General features: G+C 72.0%; 12 protein-coding genes. 4 read left to right on the top strand and 8 right to left on the bottom strand.

Annotation, left to right across the window (positions count from 1 at the left end; genetic code table 11):
* The first annotated feature begins 9 nt into the window (after positions 1–9).
* Complete coding sequence (locus tag OHT77_RS24665; RefSeq protein ID WP_328830657.1) at positions 10–897, top strand: ANTAR domain-containing protein; 888 nt, start codon at positions 10–12, stop codon at positions 895–897.
* Entirely contained in the window at positions 894–1,640 is a 747-nt protein-coding gene (locus OHT77_RS24660; protein WP_328830656.1) for a GAF and ANTAR domain-containing protein, read from the top strand. The genes OHT77_RS24665 and OHT77_RS24660 overlap by 4 nt, the downstream gene beginning before the upstream one ends.
* Before the next feature lie 17 nt (positions 1,641–1,657).
* On the opposite strand, the gene OHT77_RS24655 is transcribed toward OHT77_RS24660, so the two are convergent.
* Complete coding sequence (locus OHT77_RS24655) at positions 1,658–2,680, bottom strand: acyl-CoA desaturase (RefSeq protein ID WP_328830655.1); 1,023 nt, start codon at positions 2,678–2,680, stop codon at positions 1,658–1,660.
* Positions 2,681–2,963: 283 nt separating this feature from the next.
* On the opposite strand from OHT77_RS24655, the gene OHT77_RS24650 reads away from it, so the two are divergent.
* Positions 2,964–3,323 carry a hypothetical protein gene (locus OHT77_RS24650; protein WP_328830654.1) on the top strand — a complete coding sequence of 120 codons (360 nt, stop codon included), beginning with the start codon at positions 2,964–2,966 and terminating at the stop codon, positions 3,321–3,323.
* A gap of 65 nt (positions 3,324–3,388) precedes the next feature.
* Here OHT77_RS24650 and OHT77_RS24645 read toward each other — a convergent pair whose 3' ends face one another.
* The 3 genes from OHT77_RS24645 to OHT77_RS24635 form a co-directional block, all read right to left on the bottom strand.
* Positions 3,389–8,200 (bottom strand): DNA repair ATPase, encoded by a 4,812-nt coding sequence (locus OHT77_RS24645; protein WP_328830653.1) that lies wholly within the window; start codon positions 8,198–8,200, stop codon positions 3,389–3,391.
* An 82-nt stretch (positions 8,201–8,282) separates the two neighbouring features.
* Positions 8,283–10,397, bottom strand: a complete 2,115-nt coding sequence (locus OHT77_RS24640) for a flotillin family protein (protein WP_328830652.1) — start codon at positions 10,395–10,397, stop codon at positions 8,283–8,285.
* 163 nt (positions 10,398–10,560) lie between these two features.
* Positions 10,561–11,220, bottom strand: a complete 660-nt coding sequence (locus OHT77_RS24635) for a hypothetical protein (RefSeq protein WP_328834330.1) — start codon at positions 11,218–11,220, stop codon at positions 10,561–10,563.
* A gap of 272 nt (positions 11,221–11,492) precedes the next feature.
* Between OHT77_RS24635 and OHT77_RS24630 the strand changes: the two genes are divergently transcribed.
* Positions 11,493–12,551, top strand: coding sequence for a PucR family transcriptional regulator (locus OHT77_RS24630; RefSeq protein ID WP_328830651.1), 1,059 nt, complete (start codon positions 11,493–11,495; stop codon positions 12,549–12,551).
* A gap of 90 nt (positions 12,552–12,641) precedes the next feature.
* Here the strand turns inward: OHT77_RS24630 and OHT77_RS24625 are convergent, their stop codons facing one another.
* From OHT77_RS24625 to OHT77_RS24610, 4 genes are all read right to left on the bottom strand, one after another.
* Positions 12,642–12,980: an SCO5918 family protein gene (locus tag OHT77_RS24625; protein WP_266769996.1), complete on the bottom strand. Its 339-nt coding sequence runs from the start codon at positions 12,978–12,980 to the stop codon at positions 12,642–12,644.
* Between the two features lie 151 nt (positions 12,981–13,131).
* A complete protein-coding gene (locus OHT77_RS24620; RefSeq protein WP_019063123.1) occupies positions 13,132–13,335 on the bottom strand; it encodes a cold-shock protein in 204 nt (67 codons plus the stop codon).
* A 203-nt stretch (positions 13,336–13,538) separates the two neighbouring features.
* Positions 13,539–13,910, bottom strand: coding sequence for a MerR family transcriptional regulator (locus OHT77_RS24615; RefSeq protein ID WP_328830650.1), 372 nt, complete (start codon positions 13,908–13,910; stop codon positions 13,539–13,541).
* A 135-nt stretch (positions 13,911–14,045) separates the two neighbouring features.
* Positions 14,046–14,816: a hypothetical protein gene (locus tag OHT77_RS24610; protein WP_328830649.1), complete on the bottom strand. Its 771-nt coding sequence runs from the start codon at positions 14,814–14,816 to the stop codon at positions 14,046–14,048.
* Positions 14,817–14,851 lie beyond the last annotated feature (35 nt).

Genomic DNA, 14,851 nt, shown 5'->3' with positions numbered 1-14,851 from the left:
GTACGGCGCATGCCGGTCGGCGTCTCGTCTCGAGGTGTCCCGGCCGCCGCGGAACGGAGCAGGGTGATCAGCGACGGCATGGCCGAAGTCCTGCGGTCACTGCGCCTCGGCGAGGGCGGCGATCCGGCGCAGGCCTGCGCCCGGGCGCTGGGTGCCGCGGGCGTCGCGCTGTCCCTGCTGGTCGGCGACGACCGTACGGCGGAGCCGCTGTGGTGCCATCCAGAGCTGAGCGCCCGTTTCGAGGAGCTGCAGTTCACGCTGGGCGAGGGTCCGGGACCGGAGGCGGTCCGTACCGGGCTGCCGGTGCTGGAGCCGGATCTGGAGCGGGTGCGGCCCGAGCGCTGGCCGGTGCTCCTGCCGGCCGCGCGCGATCTGGGGGTGGCGGGTGTCTGCGGGTTCCCGCTGGGCATCGGGGCGATCCGGGTGGGCGTGCTGACCGTGCTGTGCGACGGCGAGCGCCGGGTCAGCGAGCAGCAGTACGCGGACGCGACCGCCCTGACCTCGGCGCTGACCGTCACGTTCCTCAGCGGCAGCGGCGACATCGGCGGGGGAAACATCGGCGGCGGAAACGGCGGAAATGGCAACGGGGGCGGGTATGACGGGGAGTACGACGGCGGGTACCCGGACGGCACGACGGGCCCGGAGACGGTTCCGCACTGGCCCTCCGGGCTCAACCGGCCGGTCGTGCACCAGGCCACCGGCATGATCAGTGTGCAGCTGGGCGTGTCCATCCAGGAGGCCCTCCTCCGGTTGCGCGCCCACGCCTACGGAAGTGAACGCCCCCTCGGCGAGGTCGCCGAGGACGTGGTCGCCCGCAGGCTCCGTTTCAAGGACGGACTCGACGGCGACATGGACGACAGAAGCGGGCCGTACTCGCCCGACGGTGGAAAGGGATGATCGGCATGGCCCGCGAACGACGTCTGGCCGAGATCTTCGTGGAGGTCGCGGACTCGCTGGTCGAGGACTTCGACGTCATCGACCTGTTGCACCGGCTGTCCGCGCGCTGCGTCGAGCTGCTCGACGTGTCGGCGGCCGGCATCCTCCTCGCGGACGCGCACGGCGAACTGCAGATCATCGCCGCGTCGGACGAGCACACCCGGCTGCTGGAGCTGCTCGCGCTCCAGCACGACCAGGGTCCGTGCGTCGAGTGCTACGCCACCGGCGCGGCCCGCACCAACATCGATCTGACCCGCGCGGAGGCGAGCGCGGCCTGGCCGCGGTTCGCGGCGCAGGCCCGTGCGACGGGGTATGTGACCACGCACGCCATCCCGCTGCGGCTGCGCCACCGGGTGGTCGGCGCGCTCAACCTGTTCCAGACCGCCCCGAACCCGCTCGGCGACGACGACATCGCGCTCGCCCAGGCCCTGGCGGACGTGGCGACGATCGCGGTGCTCCAGCAGCGCACGCTGGAGCAGTCGCACGTCGAGAACAGCCAGCTGCAGAACGCGCTGACCAGCCGCATCCTCATCGAGCAGGTCAAGGGTGTGCTGGCGGAGCGCTGGAACACCTCCGTCGACGAGGCCTTCGCCGCGTTCCGTGCCTACGCCCGCGCCCGCCATCTGCGTCTTTCGGACCTGGCGGCCCGCATCATCGCCGGCGACTTCGACACCGGCAGCATTCCGGCGCCCGAGCGGTCGTAGCGAGGGGCGGGCACGGGTCAGGCGCGGCGGGCGGTGATCCGGTCCGCGGTCGGCCAGTGCACGTCGTGGACCCAGCCGGCGCGCTCCATCAGGCGGATGACGGCGGCCGAGGGGTCGATCTGGCCGCGGTCGACGCCGTGCCGGGCGCTGGTGGGTTCGGCGTGGTGGAGGTTGTGCCAGCTCTCGCCGAAGGAGAGCAGGGCCAGCGGCCACAGGTTGGTGGCGCGGTCGTGGCGCCGGGTGCGGAAGGGGCGTTCACCGATCATGTGGCACAGCGAGTTGACGCTCCACGTGACGTGGTGGAGCAGCGCGATGCGCACAAGTCCCGCCCACAGCAGGCCTGTTACGCCGTACAGCCAGCTGCCGCCGATCGCCCAGCCGAGGCCGAACGGCAGCGCGAGGGTGACCAGGCACAGCCACGGGAAGGCGCGGGAGACGGCCCGGATGTCGGGGTCGGCGACGAGGTCGGGGGCGTAACGCTCGGGCGGGGTCTGCTCGTTGCGGAACAGCCAGCCGACGTGCGCGTCGAACAGTCCGTGCAACTGGCCACGCAGATGGGTGCCGTAGCGGTACGGCGAGTGCGGGTCGCCGGGCCGGTCGGTGAAGGCGTGGTGGCGGCGGTGGGTGGCGACCCAGCCGATGACGTCGCCCTGGAAGCTCATCGACCCGGCGACCGCGAGCACGATGCGCACGGGCCGGATCGCGCGGTACGAGCCGTGGGTGAGCCCGCGGTGGAAGCCGACGGTGACGCCGAGGCCGGTGACCGTGTAGAGGACGGCCGCGAGCACGATGTCGACGGGGTGGATCAGCCGCCCCCACAGCAGCCAGCCGGCCAGGCCGAGGCCCACGAACGGCAGGACGACGATCGCCGCCGTGATCCCGACGTAGATCCGGTCCCCGCTGCTGCGGACGGGCGCCGGGCCCTGGTCGGGCGGGAAGGGGGACGTGCCGTCGTAGGGCGCGGGCGGTGTCGGGGACGGGGGCGGCGGGTCGGTGCCCGCCGGGATGCCCGTCGGGGACGGGGTGGAGATGGTCGACATGCCGGGACTCCTCGGCCTCGCTGCGGATGGCGCGGCCGGGGTCACGGGCTGCCCCTGGGAAGGGAAACGCGAGGACAGGGCGCCGGAGCGGAGGATCGGCGCGCGCAGGCCTCGGTCCTTCCACGGTACTCCGGCCCGCGCCGGAACGCGGCGGCCGAGGCGGCGTGACCGTCGCGTTGACACGGACCGTCGCCGCACGTTGACTGGCAGCACGGCGCAGGGCAGTGGCCGGTGCACGGACGAATCCCAGAAACGCCTTCGGGCGGAACGGAAGCGACTCCCGATGATGTACGACCAGACACGCGCCCAACAACCCGCAGGTCAGAACAGGGTTCCCTCCGAGCGCCGCACCCCGGGACCGGAGCCGCTGCTCCCGTCGGGCGAGCGGGACCAGGTCCTCCAGCGGCTGCGGCACGCGCTGAACACCTTCGCGGACACCCCGCGCGACGCGTTGCAGGAGGCGGAGAGCGCCTACGACGAGGCGACCGCCCACCTCGCCTCCGCCCTCGCGGCCCGCCGCGACCTCCTGCGCGCCGCGTGGGCCGACCAGGACCCCGAGGCCCAGGCGGAATCGGAGTCCGAGGAGTTCCGCAACGCGCTGCGGCAGTACCGCGAGATCACCCAACGCCTGTTGCAGCTCTAGCAGTTGAGCGGGCGGGTCGACGGCCGTCCCGCCGAGGACACGGCTCCACGACGGCTCCGTGGCCGTCAACTCGCCCCGCTCGCCCGGGTGATCGCCGACTCCACCGCGCCGATCCGCTCGGCCAGCACCCCGAGTGCGGCGACCGCGCGGCGCAGCGGCTCGTCCTCCCCGGCACCCCGCTCCCGCACATAGGCCGCCTTCAACTCAGCCCAGCGCACGGCCTGTTCGGCACTCAGGGTGCCGCGCAGCTCCCCCAGCTTCAGCAGGTTCGCCTCGGCTCCGGTCGCCAGGGTCTGCGCCTCGGCGGTGTAGTGGTCGTCCACCACGGCGGCCACCTCACGGGAGTTCATCACCGGCTCGATGCGCTGGGCTATGCGGTTCATCGTGCGGTACGACCCCTGGAGCCGGAACGGCGGTTCCGTGCGGGCCGCGTCCGTCGCCCCCGCCGACGCCATGTACGCGGAGTTGACCGCGAGCACGGTGTCGCGGGCGGTGAGCAGCTGCCCCAACACCGCGACGATACGGCCGAGTTCGGCCGGGTCGCAGGCGTAGGAGAGCCGGTCCGCGCGGGCCGAGGGGTCGCCCTGCGCCAGCCGGATCAGCAGGTCCAGGTCGTTCCGGTCGCGGCCGGCGAGTGGGGCGAGGACCGGGTTGGAGGTCAGCGCGTTCTCGACGAAGCTCAGCGCGAACACCGCCTCCTTGCCGGTGAGGACGTCGCCGAGGTTCCAGACGTCGGCCCGGTTGGCCAGCATGTCGGGGACCCGGAACCGCCCGCCCGACTCCGTGTAGGGGTTGCCGGTCATGCAGACGGCGAACCGTTTCCCCCGTAGGTCGTATGTACGCGGCACGCCCTCCCACACGCCCTCCACCCGTCGCGTCGCATCGCACAACGGGATGAATTTCTCGAGGAGTTCGGGCGAGGTGTGCTGGATGTCGTCGAGGTGGAGCAGCACGTTGTTGCCGGCCGCGAGCGCGAAGTTGACCTTCTCCACCTCCTGGCGGGCGGTCGCGTTCGGCGCCTCGGCCGGGTCGAGGGAGGTGACGCCGTGTCCGAGGGCGGGCCCGCTGACCTTGACCAGCACCAGCCCGAGCCGCTCGGCGACGTACTCCATGAGGGTCGTCTTGCCGTACCCCGGCGGCGAGACGAGCAGCAGCAGGCCGCTCGTGTCGGTCCGCCGCCCCTCCCCCGTCGTACCGATCTGCCGCGCCAGGCTGTCGCCGACCAGCGGCAGATACACCTCGTCGACCAGGCGCCCCCGCACGAAGGTCGACATCACCCGCGGCCGGAACTCGTCGAGCCGCAGCCGGGCACGCTCGGCCGCGACGAGCGCCGTACGGCGGCGCTGGTACGCGCGATGACCAGGGACGTCCGACGCCCTGAACTCCCGCGTCCTGCCCAGGAAATCATCGACCCGCAGCGACAACGCCCCCGCCTCGATGCGCGGATGGGTGCCCAGCAGTCCCCCGACCGTCTCGGTCAGCCGCGCGTCCGACTCGTAGCGCGGTACGTCCGGGCAGAGTTCGGCGGCCACCGCCTCCGCGAGGTCCCCCGGGCCGGCCTCCGTGCCGGACGCCGTCGTGTACGCGGTCAGCCACGCCTCCACCAGCTGACGGCGGGCGGACAGGTCGGCGACGGCGCGCACATCGTCGTCGTAGGCCGAACTCCCGACCGCCCGGCGGAACTTGTCGAGCAGGGTGCGGGCGGCGGCGCTGATCACGAAGCCCTCGGGGCCGGTGGTCAGTTCGTCGAAGAGGTACGCGGCGGCACTCTCGCCCATGTCTCCGGCCAGTTCGGTGAGGAAGTCGGCGACGGCCGGGGTCGGCCCGAAGGTGTCGCGGGCCCGCGCGAGCGACCGCGCCCGGCGGGTCCATCCCGCGCGTTCCTCAGGGCTCGTGTCCTGTGCCCAGAACTCCAACGCCCGTGCTCGGGCGACAGGTTGGTGCCGCAGCAGGCCCGCGCCCTCGTACCGGCGGAGCACGGCGGTGAGGATCGCGGTCGCGTCGTGGTCGTGCACCCCGAGTTCGTAGCCTTCGTCGTACGACTCCTGCGCGGCCCGGCGGACCAGGGCGGCGAGGTCGGGTTCCTGGGCGAGGGCCTGGGCGCCGTGTTCGTCGAGGAGGCGGGCGGCGAGGTGTTCGGCGCGGTAGACCTGGGGTGACTCGGAGGGCAGCGGGCGGTCCCAGAAGCGGCGGGTCTCCGCGAACTCCGGGTCCCTGACCGGGGTTCGGTAGTCCGTGCCGGTGAGGGCGAAGGCGAGACCGTCGCCGGACGGGACCAGGGTCAGGTCGAGGGGCTCGGTGTTCACGGCGAACCGGTGGCGGCCCAGGCGCAGGGTCCGGCCGCCGTCCGTGTAGAGGTCGGCGCGGTCGCGCAGGGCGCGGGCCGCCTCCTCGCGGGCCGAGGCCAGCCGGCCGGTCAGTTCCTCCGCCCTCACCTGGTCGCCCAGGTCCCGCAGTCGGGCGACCGTGCGGTGGATCTTCGTGACCATCGGGTCGGAGGCGAAGTACGTGCTGACCGCGTCGGCGTCGGCGAGCGTGGCCGCCCGGCGCACGACCGTCTCCAGGACGCGGGTCGCCGAAGCCGCCAACTGCTCGGCCTTGCGCGCGCGTTCGTCGGCCAGAGCCTGTCGGCGGGCGGCGAAGGTCTCGTAGATCTCGGTGCGCTTGCCGGTGAGGTCGGCGAGGAAGTCGTCGAAGTCGGTGAAGCGGGCTTCGAGGTTCTCCAACTGCACCAGCAGCCGGGCCAGTTGGGTGTCGCAGGCCTCGGGTGTCGTCGCGTCCGCGAGCGCGCCGGTCACCGCCTGCCCGAGCAGCGCGAACTCGGCCGCGAACTCCGCCCGGCCTTCCCGGTCCTGGAGTTCCCTGCGCCGGGCGTCGAGCGTGGCGCGGGCCCGGTTGACGCCGCCCAGGACCTCGGCGATCCGCTCCAGGATGGACGTACGGACCGTGGCGTCGCCGATGTCGAGCCCGGCGACCACCTCGGTCACCGTCCGCAGCCCGTCGGTGAGTTCGTCGAGCCGGGCGGCCACCGGTGCCGCCTGCGCGACCGTGGCCAGCTCCCCCGCCTCCGCGACCAGCCCGCCGATCACCTCGTGGTGCCCGGCGAACGCGTCCTCCCGCCCCAGGAACGCGACCGCCCGCTGCCCGAACGCCCCGAGTTCCGCCTCCGCCTCGCCCGCGACCTCGTCGATCCGCGCGGTGTCCGCGTACCGCATCTCCTTCAGCGTCAGCACGTGCCCCTGCGCACGCCGGAGTTCGGTCAGCCCCGCAACCCATCCGGCCGCGTCCCGGGGCACCTCGCCCCGCAGCCGTCGCACCAGCCCGGTGAGCCGCTCCGAGGTCCCAGCGAGGGCGTCGGCGGCCTGCCCGGTGAGCGTCCTGACCGTCTCGAACTCGGCCAGGACCTGCTCCGCCGTTACCCGCACCTCCTCCAACGGTCCACCCAGAGCGCCGAGTTCGGCGTCCCCGAGCCAGTGGTACGAGTCCGCCGCCCGCACACACGCGCCGACCAGCGCCTCGTACACCTCCGCCGTGGGCTCCATCCCGGCGACCGCCCCCGCGAGGGAGAGACAGTCGGAGATCCCCCGCACGAGATCGGCGTTGCCGACCCTGAACAGCGGACCGGCCCCTACGAGTTGAGCGGCGGCGTACGTGTCCGAGACGAACGGGGTACGCCAGACCCGCACCGGATGGACCCGGGCGGTCTCCCCCTCCCCGCCCGCACGCAGCACCGTCAGCACACCGTCGTCGAAGAGCGCCCACCCCTGGCAGGACAGCGGGTTGGCGACCTCCTTGCGGATCATGTTGTACGGCAGCAGCAGGCTCCGGCCGGGCACCCGCGCCCGGTACGCGAACAGCACGTCCTCACCGTTGGGCGAGCGCACCACCCGCTCCAACTCCAGCCCGGCGGTGTCCACTTCGAAGGTCTTCCACGCCCCCGTGGCCAGGCAGTACCCGCCCGGGAACACGATCCCCTGCTCCTCCGGCAGCCGCCGGCACGACAGCCCGATCCCGTCGAGCCGTACGACCCCTTTGGTCAGCGTGTTGAAGACCAGGTACCGGCGGCTCTCCTCCTTGTAGGGGCGGACGCGCAGCAGCACCAGCGCTCCCACCCGCGCGTACGCGATCTCCGCGTCTGCCGCCGACTGCAACGGCTCGTCCACGGGTTCGGAGTAGATCCCCTCCCCCGTCTCGGTGTCGTCCTCCACCTTCACGGTGAGCGTGCCGCCGACCGTGCCGACGTACAGCCCGTCCTGGATGCGGACATGCGGATGCCGTCCGGGGACCTGGTCCTCGCGGGCCGTCTCCGTCCAGTCGACGTCGTAGGGCGGCGGAAGGACGTGATCGCGCTCGCCGTGCGCGTCCAGGAAGGTCGCCGACCGCCCGTCCTCCGGCACCGCCCAGCGCAGCACCCGGATGTCGTCGGCCTTCTCACCGGTGCGGAAGACGGCCAGCAACTTGCCTTCGATCCGCCGGAGTTGGAGCAGTCGGGCCTGGCGGTAGTACCGGTGCAGGGCCGTGAACTCGCGTACGAAGTCCGGGTCGTCGAGGAGTCCGGGCACGGCGTCCTCGGGCAGCCGGCTCAGCTCGTGGCGGTCGTGCAGGGCGAGGACGTCGGCGACCGTCGTCTCGCGGGTGACGCCGTGGGAGACCTGGCGGCCGAAGAGGAGCGTGTCCCCTACGGCGACGAGGTCGCGCGGCGCGGCCGGGTGCTCGGTGTCGAGGCGTTCCGTGCCGGTGAGTTCGAGGCGGGTGGAGCCGAACTCCTCGGTGCGGCGGGCGTTGAGCGCCTCCGCGCGGCGGGCGAGTTCGGCGGCCTGTGCGGCGAGGCGGTCGCGCAGGACCTCGTAGGTGCCGGTGTCCAGGCCGGTGGTCATGGGTCCCTCTCAGGTCTTGGGTGGGCTCGGCAGGGTCCGGAACTGCCGTCCCCTGTGCGGCAGTTCCGGACCGTCGGTGGGGTCAGACCTTCGCCGGGTGGCCGTTGAGCGCGGCCAGCGGGGTGTCCGCGAGGCCCAGCTCGCCCGCCTTGTCCAGCAGTTGCCGCAGCTGACCGGCGTTCGCCGTGTCCGAGGTCATCAGCTTCATCAGCAGCGCGGACACGGTGAGGTTCTGCACGTCGGCCGTGGAGACGGAGCCGAGGACACGGGCGAGGTCGTCGGCGATGTTCGACGTGCCGTCCAGCCAGGGACGCGCCAACGCCTGCGCCGTCTGGGAGTTGGCGACGAAGCCGTCGACGCTCCTACCCAGCGAGATCGACGACATCAGCCGGTCGAAGAAGACCGAGTCACCGCCGACGATGTCGATGTCGGCGTGCTCCAGGCCGGTCGCGAGGACCGTGGCCTGCGCCTCGGCGACCTGCCGCTGCACATCGAGCCCGGCGAGCCGGATCTCCTTCTCGGCCTGCAGCCGCAGCCGGTACTCCTCGTGTCCGCGTGAGGCGTCGTCGAGGGCGGCCATCGCGGCGGCCTTCTCGGTGAGGCCCTCCGCCTCGGCCTTGAGCTTCTCGCCGATGCCGGTGGCCTCAGCGAGCGCGTTCGCCCGGACGCCCTCGGCCTGCGCGAGCACCTTCGCCTGCGCCCCCTCGGCCTCGGCGAGCGCCTTGGCCCGGGTGCCCTCGGCCTCCGCGCGCAGCCTGGCCTCGGTGGCCTCCGCCTCGGCGCGGCCCGCCTTCACGGTGACCTCGGCCTCCTTGTCGCGGACCTGGACCTCGGCGAGTCCGGCCGCCGCCGCCTCCGCCTGAAGGCCTTCCGCGAGCCGCAGCTTGGCGCGGGCGTCGAGGTCGGCGGACTTCAACCGGGCCTCGGCGAGGGTCAGTTGCTCACCGGCGCGGTGCTTGGCGGCGGCCTCCGCGGCCTCGGCGCCCTTGATGTCCTTGACCAGCTTCTCCTGCGCCTCCGCCTCGGCGGCGATGATCACCGACTGGCGGGTGCGCTCGGCCTCCTCGACCACCCGCAGCTTCTTGATGGCCTCCTCCTGCTCGGCGACCGTACGGTCCACGGCGATCCGCTCCCGGACCACGTCCGCGACCTCGCGCCGCTCCGCCTCGACCTCCTTGTCCCGGGCGATCCCGGACAGGCTCGTCTCCCGTTCCCTGGCGATGACTTCGAGGAGCCTGTCCTTCTCGATGCGCTCGTTCTCGACGGCGATGACCCGCTCGCGGTTCTTCTGCGCGACGGCGATCTCGCGGGCCTGGTTCTCGCGCTGGACGCCGAGTTGCTCCTCGGTGCGCAGGAACGCGGTCTGCGCGCCGAGCCGTTCCTCCTCCTGCACCTTCGCGGTGGCGGCCTCCTCCTTCGCACGCAGGGTCTCCACCTCGCGCCGCTGCCGGATCTCCGCCTCCGCCTGCCGGCGCTCCAGCTCCAGGATGGTCTCCCGGGCGTCGACGTTCTGCCGGGTGATCTCCTTCTGCTCGGTGCGCTGGAACTCGTTCGTGCGCACATGCTCGATGGTCGTCAGCTCGGTGATCTTCCGGATGCCCTGCGCGTCCAGGATGTTCTGGTTGTCGAGCTGCGTCATCGGCGTCTGCTCAAGGAAGTCGATGGCCGCGTCGTCGAGGTGGTAGCCGTTCAGGTCGGTGCCGATGACCTGGATGATGCGGTCCCTGAACTCCTCGCGCTTGGTGTAGAGATCGACGAAGTCCAGCTGCTTTCCCACGGTCTTGAGCGCCTCGGAGAACTTCGCCGCGAAGAAGTCCTGGATCGCCGCCGGGTCGCTCGCCGTCTGCGTACCGATGGCCTGCGCGACCTTGATGACGTCCTCGACGGTCTTGTTGACCCGCACGAAGAAGCTGATGTGGATGTCGGCGCGGATGTTGTCCTGGCAGATCAGGCCTTCGCGCCCGGTGCGCCGGATCTCGATGGTCTTCACCGAGATGTCCATGAACTCGGCCTTGTGCAGCACCGGCAGCACGACCGCCCCGGTGAAGGTCACATCGACCTTCTTCGTCTTCGACACGATCAGCGCCCGCCCCTGCTCCACCTTCCGGAACAGCCGCCCCACCACGAGGAGCAGGGTGAGCGCGATGAGCAGGACTACGGCGACGAACACGCCGATGCCGACGGTGATGGCGTTCATGACATGGGTCCTCGTTGGGTGAGAGGGGGTGGATCGTGGTGGGTGGTGAAGTGGGCGTACGGCAGCCTGCGCGGGCCAACAGGGTCCGTTGTCGCGGCTGTTGGCGTGCGCCTGGTGGCAGGCCAACTCGCCTCAGTTGCGGGCTGGTTGGCGGCCCATCGGCCTATCCCGGCGTGCCGGGCGGAGCCAGCAGCCCCAGGCCCGGTCCCAGCTCGCCGTCCGGCGGATACGGGGTGACCCAGAAGAACTCGCCCACCTCGTCGTAGGCGTAGAGCAACCCCGTGCTGCCACTGCCGAGCACGCCCGCCGCGGTGTCGCCGGCCGGCAGCCGGACCTGGACCACCGCCGCCGAGCCGTCCGTCGCCCTGACCTCGGCCTGGCCGAAGGCCGCGTCCACCCGCCCGGTACGGATCGTGCAGGTCAGGCCGACGAAGTCCAGCCGCGAGGGCCCGGGTTCGTCGGGGAACAGGCGGTGCAGGGGTCGTACGAACAGCTTGGTCGCGCGCCAGGAGACATACACCGTGCCGATCAGCACGGCCGCCCCGACCAGGATTCCGACGGGCCCCGACGGGACCAGCAGCACGCTCGCGCAGTAGCTGATCAGCCAGCCGACGGAGACGAACAGCGAGAAGACGAGGGTCACCGGGACCCCGCCCAGACCCCAACCGTCGCCGTGCGCACGGGAGTTGAGATGCATGTGGGCGTGTCCGTGCGCGTCCGCCGCGCCCAGCGCGACCAACAGCCAGAACAGGACGACGACCACGAGCGCCGCGGTGAAGACGACGGTGGGGAAACCGGTCGCGGCAGCGAGAAACGCCCCCATGACCCCGGCCCCCCGTTCCCCGTCCAGTGCCCACGACGCGACTCGCGCGTGCGGCACGCGTCAAGATTCCGGGGATGCGCGGATCGCGGCCCCGGTGCTGGACACCTGCCGGTGTCCGGCACCGGAACCTTCCGCGGTGCTCCCCTGGCGCCATGGTGCACGCGGGGTGCACGCCCGCGCATTGCCGGAACCCGGCAGTGTTCATTAGGGTCTTGATGCCGGTGACGCGCTAAGAAAGCGTCACCGGGGCGTCAAGGAAAACGGGGGCGGAGTTGTCGGAGCGCGGAATACCTGAGCACTATCTCGAGGGGTATGCGCGGCTCCTGGCGGAGGTCGCCGGTACCGGACGCCGCCTGACCCGGGCCGAGTTGGCGGCCCGCCGCACCCTGGGCGAGCAGGCCGCCGAGGCCGGTCACGAACTGCGCGCCCTGGTCAGCGCCCATCTCGCCGCGACCCGCGCCGCCTGGCCGCAGACCCCCGGTGCCGCCGACTGCACCCTCGCCGCGGTGCAGCAGGCCGTCGACGCCTTCGCCGAGGGCTACGAACGCGCGCAGCGGCTCGCCGTACGCCAAGAGGAGGCGGCGCGACGGGAGTTCATCGACGACCTCCTCTACGGCCGCAGCGATCTCGGCCGGCTCGCGGAACGCGCCGAGCGCTTCGGCCTGCGCCTCTCCCACACGCACGCGGTCGCGGTCGTCCAGGGTCCGACGCCGTACGACGAGAGCGCGCCGGTGCCGCGTCAGGTGGAGCGCGCGATGATCAGCCGTTTCGGTGACCGCAACATCCTGCTCACCACGAAGGCCGGCCGGATGCTGTGCGTCGCGCCCGGCGACCAGGACGACATCCTCACCCACTTCGCCAAGCAGGCGTACGCCGCCGCGGAGCGCACCCGCGCGGCGATCGGCCGGCCGCAGCCGGGCGCGGGCGGGATCGTCCAGTCGTACGAAGAGGCCCTGAACACGCTCGAACTGGCCGAGCGGCTCGACCTGGACGGCCCGCTGCTGCGCGCCGCCGACCTGCTGGTCTATCCGGTGCTCACCCGCGACCGGCAGGCGATGGCGGATCTGGTGCTCGACGCGCTGGGCCCGCTGACCAGGGCGCGCGGCGGTCCCCGGCCGCTGCTGGAGACGCTGTCGACGTACTTCGACAGTGGCTGCGTGGCCGCGGAGACCGCCCGCCGGCTGTCGCTGAGCGTGCGCGCGCTGACCTACCGGCTGGAGCGCATCCACCAGCTCACCGGTGCCGACCCGGCGGACCCCGGCCAGCGGTACACCCTGCAGACCGCGGTGATCGGGGCCCGCCTGCTGGACTGGCCCGACAAGGAGCTGTGACGAGCGGGGAAGCAAAGAGCGACCTCGCGCCCGGATGGTGCTTCGGCGGCGTGGTCGCTCGGGGTGTGCGGGGACGTGCGGGCGGAGGCGTCAGCCCAGTGTGGTGCCGATGTACGACGTCGAGTCCGGGCCGGAGTCCGTGGGGTTCTCCGTGGCGGGGGCCGGCGCGGGCGCGGGGGTGGCGGGCGCGGGCGGCGTCTCGTGGCAGGTGAAGCCGAGCCGGGTCAGGGCCCTGGTCACCTCGAAGGCGGTGAAGTCACGGCGGTCCTGCTTGGTGATCACCTCGCCGACCTGCTTCACCGGGTACAGCTTGCGACTGATGACGGCGCAGGGACCGGTGACGGGCTGCTCCGGCCGGATGCCCTTGAGCATCTCCTCCACCTCGCTCTTCGTCAGATCGAAGGGGTAACGGGCGATCACGCAGCGCATGGTGCCTCACCAAGGGGTTCGAGCGGGAGGAGAGGGGAGGATTTTCTCCTCGGGGAAAGCAAACAACGGCCGTGGAACGGCGGGTAAATGAACAGATACGAAAAGGGGCCCGCACCCAAGGTGCGGGCCCCTGTTTCGCAGTCTCGCGTGCTTAGGCGGGAACGATGTTCTCCGCCTGCGGGCCCTTCTGGCCCTGCGTGATGTCGAAGGTCACCTTCTGACCTTCCTGCAGCTCGCGGAAGCCCTGGGTGGCGATGTTCGAGTAGTGGGCGAAGACGTCAGCGCCGCCGCCGTCCTGCTCGATGAAGCCGAAGCCCTTTTCCGCGTTGAACCACTTCACGGTACCGGTGGCCATGTCTTAACTCCTAGGCAGTGCACGAGATCCGCACTTTACGAATCTCCTCCATCGCCGTGATGATCACCTGCACCGGATGTCCGGTTCAAAATTGGCAACCACAACTGCAACTGAAGTCAGCCTAGCACGGAACCCATTTTCGCGACGGGGGAATTGGGCCGGAAAAGGGCCGCCCGAAACGGTGAATTTCTGTTTCGGGGACATCAGATTTTCTCACCGTGGGATGCGCCGCGCCGACCGTCGTGCGCATGCTGCCGGTCGGGGGAACGCAACTCCTCGTTGACCCTCAGCGCCTCGTCCAGCCGGTCCTCCAGGCTGATGATGCGGCAGGCGGCCTCGATGGGGGTCCCCTGGTCGACCAGCTCGCGGGCGCGGGAGGCCGTACGGAGCTGGTGGCGCGAGTAGCGGCGGTGACCGCCGTCCGACCGCGTCGGAGTGATCAGCCCTGCCTCGCCCAGTGACCGGAGGAAACCGGGAGTGGAGGCGATCAGCTCGGCGGCCCGGCCCATGGTGTAGGCCGGGTAGTCGTCGTCGTCGAGCCGGTCGGCCGCGGGCTGCTGGCTTTCTGCGGGCATGTACACCTTTCCTGCGGACCACCGGGGTCGGGACCGCCGCCCCGGGAGACCTGGTTCCCCCGTGAGGGAACTCTAGTCGCACCGGGCGAATCTCTGTCGCGGCGAACACAGATGTCCTGACGCCGATCGGCGCGGTCAGGGAGCCAGGATCAGCACCCGGCAAGAGCCCGGGAGCCGTGGATCAAGGCCATCCGGGTCCCCCGGGGAGCCTCGTTCGGCGGCTCGCACGGGGCGTACGGGACGTATGGGGTCAGCCGCGGCGCCCGGTACGACGTCCTGCCAGCCCCACGCGCGGTACGCCGTCAGAGTGGCGGTGTCCGCGCGGGGGATCAGGGTGACGCCGACGGCCGGGGCGTGATCGGCGAGCAGCCGGCGCTGGAGGCGGCGGGCGAGGTTCCAGTCCCGGTCCTGGTAGTGGGTGCGCACGCGGGGCGGGACGACGATCCCGGAGACCGCGAAGAGCCCGCCGGTCAGCGCCAGGCCGTGCAGCCGCCGGGGCAGCCGGGCGTCGTGGCCCTGCCACCAGGGGTCGGCGGCGCGCACGGGAAAGCCGTAGGCGCAGGCCGTCAGGGTGGTGTTCTCGGCGATGAGCAGGGCGAACCCGGGCCGGCGGACCTCGCCTGCCAGCCGGCGGAGGAAGGCATCGCGGTTGCCGTTGCGGCTGCCGCCGCTGGTCTCCTCGTACAGGACGCCCAGGTCCTGGAGGCGGTCCTCGATCTGGCGGCGGCTGAGCGGGCGGACGCGGTCGCCCTGCCAGGGCGAGGGACCGCGGTCGCGGGCGCGACCGGAGCCCGCGCCCTCCGCTCCCTGCGTCTTCTCCCAGGCCGCCGTACCGGCAGCACCGTCCCCGCCGGGGGCCGCGGTCGCCTCCGCGGTCGCCGGCCGACCGGGCACATTCACGGTCATGGGCCGAGCCCTGCCCCGGGCGCGGACACGTCCGC

Source organism: Streptomyces sp. NBC_00252 (assembly GCF_036187565.1).
Taxonomy (GTDB): Bacteria; Actinomycetota; Actinomycetes; order Streptomycetales; family Streptomycetaceae; genus Streptomyces.
The sequence above is the reverse complement of the archived record's forward strand: the minus strand, read 5'-3'. Positions and strand labels throughout refer to the sequence as shown.

Excerpts from the sequence above, each read along its gene's own strand:
- OHT77_RS24665 (WP_328830657.1), top strand. The coding sequence starts at position 10 with ATGCCGGTCGGCGTCTCGTCTCGAGGTGTCCCGGCCGCCGCGGAACGG.
- OHT77_RS24660 (WP_328830656.1), top strand. The coding sequence starts at position 894 with ATGATCGGCATGGCCCGCGAACGACGTCTGGCCGAGATCTTCGTGGAG.
- OHT77_RS24655 (WP_328830655.1), bottom strand. The coding sequence starts at position 2,680 with ATGTCGACCATCTCCACCCCGTCCCCGACGGGCATCCCGGCGGGCACC.
- OHT77_RS24650 (WP_328830654.1), top strand. The coding sequence starts at position 2,964 with ATGATGTACGACCAGACACGCGCCCAACAACCCGCAGGTCAGAACAGG.
- OHT77_RS24645 (WP_328830653.1), bottom strand. The coding sequence starts at position 8,200 with ATGACCACCGGCCTGGACACCGGCACCTACGAGGTCCTGCGCGACCGC.
- OHT77_RS24640 (WP_328830652.1), bottom strand. The coding sequence starts at position 10,397 with ATGAACGCCATCACCGTCGGCATCGGCGTGTTCGTCGCCGTAGTCCTG.
- OHT77_RS24635 (WP_328834330.1), bottom strand. The coding sequence starts at position 11,220 with ATGGGGGCGTTTCTCGCTGCCGCGACCGGTTTCCCCACCGTCGTCTTC.
- OHT77_RS24625 (WP_266769996.1), bottom strand. The coding sequence starts at position 12,980 with ATGCGCTGCGTGATCGCCCGTTACCCCTTCGATCTGACGAAGAGCGAG.
- OHT77_RS24620 (WP_019063123.1), bottom strand. The coding sequence starts at position 13,335 with ATGGCCACCGGTACCGTGAAGTGGTTCAACGCGGAAAAGGGCTTCGGC.
- OHT77_RS24615 (WP_328830650.1), bottom strand. The coding sequence starts at position 13,910 with ATGCCCGCAGAAAGCCAGCAGCCCGCGGCCGACCGGCTCGACGACGAC.
- OHT77_RS24610 (WP_328830649.1), bottom strand. The coding sequence starts at position 14,816 with ATGACCGTGAATGTGCCCGGTCGGCCGGCGACCGCGGAGGCGACCGCG.